Here is a 4,227-nt window from a genome sequence, read left to right as displayed (position 1 = left end):
CGGCCCCGCCGCCCCCGCCCTCCTCGGCGCCGCGGACCGCGTCCCCGGCGAATTCGATGCGCGGCCCGTCGCCGGATGCGGCCTGCGCGGTGTCGATGATCTCGGTGACGTGGTCCTTCGGGACGTCCTGCGCCTCGGCGTCCAGGGTGACCGTCGCGTAGCCGATGGTGCCGGACTTCGACACCGACAGCTCGCCGACGTCCGTCACCGAGGGGAGCGCGCGGACCTTGCCGAGCATCTGCCCGATTTGCTGGCGGTCGCCCGAAAGGCCACGCGCGTCCTCGGCGACGATCTGGACGGTGGCGCCCGCCTGCCGGGAGCCGTGCTCGGTCATCAGGTCGGCGGCGGCCTGCGAATCGGTGCCGGGCAGCGCGAAATCGTTGTGGTAGGCGGCGCCGGCGGCCTGCGAGCCGACCGTGATCGCCGCGACCACGGCGACCCACAGCGCGAGCGCGGCCCAGCGGCGGCGCTGCGACCACGCGGCCAGGCGTCCGAACCGTCCAGCGGCCGCGGGCGCTTCGGTGGGCAGGGCGGATCCTTTGGCGGGCACGTCAACCTCGGTTCTTGAAACGGGCGCCGACGACGGCGCCGCACACGGCGGACAGGATCGGAACGACGACGAAGGCGGCGAGCAGGACGGGCGTGCCGTCCACGTCGAGCGTGCGGTCCAGGACGAAGGTGAAGAACGCGCCCAGGGTCTCGGTCAGCAGGAAGCCCGCGGCTCCGCCGATGAGGAACCCGATGAAGGCGCCCGGAATGTTCATGCGCCCAGCGTCGGGGCGCGCCCTGCCGCGCGGCATCGGCCCGCGGTCGGCATCCGCGGCACCCCAGGGGTTGCGGGCCGGACGGCCGGCTACCGCCCCGGTCGCATCCAGCGGGGGTTGACCATGCCCGACTCGTAGGCCATCACGACCAGCTGCGCGCGGTCGCGGGCGCCCGCCTTCGCCATGATGCGGCTGACGTGCGACTTGACGGTGGCGGGGCTGAGGACGAGCCGGGCGGCGATCTCGTCGTTGCTCTGCCCGGCGGCGACCAGCAGCATGACCTCGCGTTCGCGGTCGGTGAGGGACTTCAGCCGGGGCCCGGGCTCGGGGACCTCGACCCGTCCGGCGAACTCGCCGATGAGCCGGCGGGTGACGGACGGGGTGATCAGCGCGTCGCCGCGCGCCGCGACCCGCACGGCGTGGATCAGCTCGGCCGGCTCGGTGTCCTTGAGCAGGAAGCCGGTGACGCCGGCGCGCAGCGCGCCGTACACGTACTCGTCGAGGTCGAACGTGGTGAGGATGACGACGCGGACGCCGTCCAGGCGCGGGTCGGCGGTGATCTTCCGAGCGGCCTCCAGACCGTCCATGCGGGGCATCCGCACGTCCAGCAGCGCGACGTCGGGACGCAGCTCGCGGCAGGCGGCCACGGCCAGTTCCCCGTCGGCGGCCTCACCGGTCACGGTGATGTCGTCCTCGTCGTCGAGGATGGAGCGGAACCCGGCCCGGACGAGGCCCTGGTCGTCGGCCAGCAGCACCTCGATCATCGCGCGGACGCCCCACGGGCCTCGTGGGAAGGGACGCCGTACGGCAGCCGCGCCCGGACGCGGAAGCCGCCGTCCGGCCCGGGACCCGCGGTCAGCTCGCCGCCGAGTGCTCGGGCCCGCTCCCGCATCCCGTCGACCCCGCTGCCCGGCGTGCCGTGGCCGGTGGACTCGCCGGGACCGTCGTCGGCGACCTCGATGACCAGCTCCTCCGGCCCGCGCTCGACGCTGACGGTGACCTCCGCGGCGGCGGCGTGCCGCGACACGTTGGTCAGGGACTCCTGGACGATCCGGTACGCGGCCAGGCCGACCTCCGTCGGCGGGTCCGCCGCGCCCGCGACGCGGCTGTGCACGGTGAGGCCCGCCGACCGGGCCGATCCGATCAGCTCGCCGATCCGGTCCAGGCCGGGGGCAGGCGCGATCGGCGCCTCCTCGTCGGCCTGGCGGAGGACGCCGAGCGTCGCGCGAAGGTCGCGGAGCGCCTGCCGGCTCGACTCCTTGACGGCGGCCAGGGCGGACTCGCCCTGCCCCGGGTCCCGGTGGAAGCGGTGCAGAGCCGTCCCGGCCTGGACGTTGATGAGCGAGAGGTGGTGCCCGACGACGTCGTGCAGCTCGCGGGCGATGCGCAGCCGCTCCTCGCCGGCGGCGCGGCGCTCGGCCTCCCGCAGGTAGGCGAGGCGGCTGTGCCAGACCCAGCCGAGCGCGACCACCGCCACCACCCAGCCGGTCAGCATGAACAGGGCGACGCCGTTGACGTCCTCGTTCCCGAGCAGCGTCCCGATGCCGGTGCCGATCACGGTCAGGGCGGCGAGGACGAGGGCCGCCTGGAGCCTGCCACCGGCCGCGACCAGGTACAGCGCCACGATGAGCGCGATCATCAGCCCGCCGTCGTAGCGGCTGGTGATGTAGTACACGCCGGTGGTCACCAGGACGAGGGCGCCGACGGCCGCCGGATAACGCCGGGCGAAGTACAGTGCGCCGCAGGCGAGCAGGATCAGCGCCCAGCTGAACGCGGTGGTCGGCCACGGTTCCCCGCGGGCGTCGCCGATGAGCGAGTTCACGCTGCTGACGGACACCACCAGCAGGACGGCACCGGCCAGGGCCGCGTCCCGGAGGCGGCCGTGCGGCGGACGGGGGCTGCGGCGATCACCCATGTGACCAGCCTAGATTGGCGGACCGTCCCGCACCGTCGGCCGCACGGCCGCACAATCGGGGCCCGGCCCGCAACCTGCGGTATAGCCGGACGCCCCGAGCCCGCAACCCCAGGGTGATGCGGGACCGCGGCCCGGTGTGGTCAGGCGGGGAGGCGTGCGCATTCCCGGCAGGCGCGGGACGCGGCCGCGACCACGGCGTGGGAGGCCGCCGCGAACCCGCCGGACAGCACCATCAGCGGCCACTCGCCGGCCAGCGCCGAGGCGGTGACCAGGGCGAGCGCGGCGAGGGCCATGGCCACCGCCGCGGTCGTGCCCGTCCACGCGACGGTCAGCGGCAGCCGGGACGGCGGGGGCAGCCGCCGGGCGACGGGGCCCGTCGTGACCAGGGTCGCGGCGGCGAGCAGCCCGGCGGTGACGGCGACGCCCGCGACGTGGACGGCCAGCAGCCGCAGCGGCCAGCCGTGGTCGAGCCCGGACGTCCGGATCAGCAGCCAGCACCCGGCCAGGAACGGGACGGTCAGCGCGGCGGCGCGGGCCGTGCGCCGCGTCTGGGCGATCGTCAGCTCCCGCTGGCAGGCCGGCGCGACCTCGTCGGCGGTCCCGAACTCGTGCACGGCCCGGCGGACGGCGTGCTCGTAGGGCAGGCCCGCGTGGGTGTGGGCGGTGACGGTGTCGGCGAACCCGTCGCGGACCTCCTCGACCATCCGCGCCTTGGCGCGTGCCGGGCCCCGCAGGGTGTCCGCCAGGGCGGCGGCGTACTCCTCGGCCGGGTCCTGCTCGCTCATGTCGCCGGATTCAGGACGGAGCCGATGGCGGCGGTGAACTCCTGCCAGGCCGTCCGCTCGTCCGCCAGGGCGCGGCGGCCCGCGTCGGTGAGCTCGTAGCGGCGGCGCCGCCGTTCGCCGACGGCGTCCCAGCTGCTGCGCAGCAGGCCGAGCCGCTCCATCCGCTGCAGTGTCGGGTAGATCGTGCCCGTGCGCAGCTCCAGCGCGCCGCCGCTGCGGTGCTGGACCGCGGCGATGATCGCGTAGCCGTGCAGGGGGCCCGGCTCCAGCACGGCCAGCAGCAGGCCGTCCAGATGACCGCGCACCGCGTCCGCCCTCACGAATCCGCCCTCATGCGTAGGCAGCCTACACACAAGGAGGCGTAGGCGTGGTATCTATTGGCAGCCAACATATAGAGGCCCAATGCATAGGAGGCCGAGACATGGCCAAGGTGCTGCTGTCCGTGCACGTTCTCGCGGCGATCCTCGCGATCGGGCCGATCGCGGTCGCCGCCTCGGTGTTCCCCCGGTACGCGCGCCGGGCCGAGCCCGGTGACGGGACGCCCGCGTTCCTGCACCGCCTCTGCCGGGTCTACACGGCCGTCGGCGTCGCCGTCCCGGCGTTCGGGCTCGCGACCGGAGCCCGGATGGGCGTGCTCACCGACGCGTGGCTGATCGCCTCGATCGTGCTGACGGCGATCGCGGCGGGCGTTCTCGCGCTGGCGATCCTTCCCGGGCAGCGGCGGATGCTGGCCGCGCCCGGGAAGGATCGCCAGCGCGAGAAC

Annotated in this window: 6 protein-coding genes and 1 pseudogene; 1 reads left to right on the top strand and 6 read right to left on the bottom strand. The window is 74.9% G+C overall.

Annotated features, from left to right (window positions below):
- From E1293_RS45050 to E1293_RS45025, 6 genes and pseudogenes are all read right to left on the bottom strand, one after another.
- A pseudogene (locus E1293_RS45050) lies at window positions 1-550 on the bottom strand (MMPL family transporter); the annotation flags it as partial.
- A 1-nt stretch (window position 551) separates the two neighbouring features.
- A complete protein-coding gene (locus tag E1293_RS45045; RefSeq protein WP_132205989.1) occupies window positions 552-764 on the bottom strand; it encodes a hypothetical protein in 213 nt (70 codons plus the stop codon).
- Between the two features lie 89 nt (window positions 765-853).
- Window positions 854-1,528, bottom strand: a complete 675-nt coding sequence (locus E1293_RS45040) for a response regulator (protein WP_132205987.1) — start codon at window positions 1,526-1,528, stop codon at window positions 854-856.
- Complete coding sequence (locus tag E1293_RS45035) at window positions 1,525-2,679, bottom strand: sensor histidine kinase (RefSeq protein ID WP_132205985.1); 1,155 nt, start codon at window positions 2,677-2,679, stop codon at window positions 1,525-1,527. The genes E1293_RS45040 and E1293_RS45035 overlap by 4 nt, the downstream gene beginning before the upstream one ends.
- Before the next feature lie 140 nt (window positions 2,680-2,819).
- Complete coding sequence (locus E1293_RS45030) at window positions 2,820-3,464, bottom strand: permease prefix domain 1-containing protein (protein ID WP_132205983.1); 645 nt, start codon at window positions 3,462-3,464, stop codon at window positions 2,820-2,822.
- Window positions 3,461-3,784: a PadR family transcriptional regulator gene (locus tag E1293_RS45025; protein WP_132205981.1), complete on the bottom strand. Its 324-nt coding sequence runs from the start codon at window positions 3,782-3,784 to the stop codon at window positions 3,461-3,463. The genes E1293_RS45030 and E1293_RS45025 overlap by 4 nt, the downstream gene beginning before the upstream one ends.
- Before the next feature lie 101 nt (window positions 3,785-3,885).
- Between E1293_RS45025 and E1293_RS45020 the strand changes: the two genes are divergently transcribed.
- Window positions 3,886-4,227 (top strand): hypothetical protein (locus tag E1293_RS45020; RefSeq protein WP_132205979.1); only part of this gene is annotated, 342 nt, incomplete at its 3' end.

The organism is Actinomadura darangshiensis (assembly GCF_004349235.1).
GTDB lineage: Bacteria > Actinomycetota > Actinomycetes > Streptosporangiales > Streptosporangiaceae > Spirillospora > Spirillospora darangshiensis.
Note: the sequence above shows the minus strand (reverse complement) of the source record. Positions and strands in the feature narration are given on the sequence as shown.

What these genes read in the sequence shown, in the direction of transcription:
- E1293_RS45045 (WP_132205989.1), bottom strand. Translation starts at nt 764, where the DNA reads ATGAACATTCCGGGCGCCTTCATCGGGTTCCTCATCGGCGGAGCCGCG.
- E1293_RS45040 (WP_132205987.1), bottom strand. Translation starts at nt 1,528, where the DNA reads ATGATCGAGGTGCTGCTGGCCGACGACCAGGGCCTCGTCCGGGCCGGG.
- E1293_RS45035 (WP_132205985.1), bottom strand. Translation starts at nt 2,679, where the DNA reads ATGGGTGATCGCCGCAGCCCCCGTCCGCCGCACGGCCGCCTCCGGGAC.
- E1293_RS45030 (WP_132205983.1), bottom strand. Translation starts at nt 3,464, where the DNA reads ATGAGCGAGCAGGACCCGGCCGAGGAGTACGCCGCCGCCCTGGCGGAC.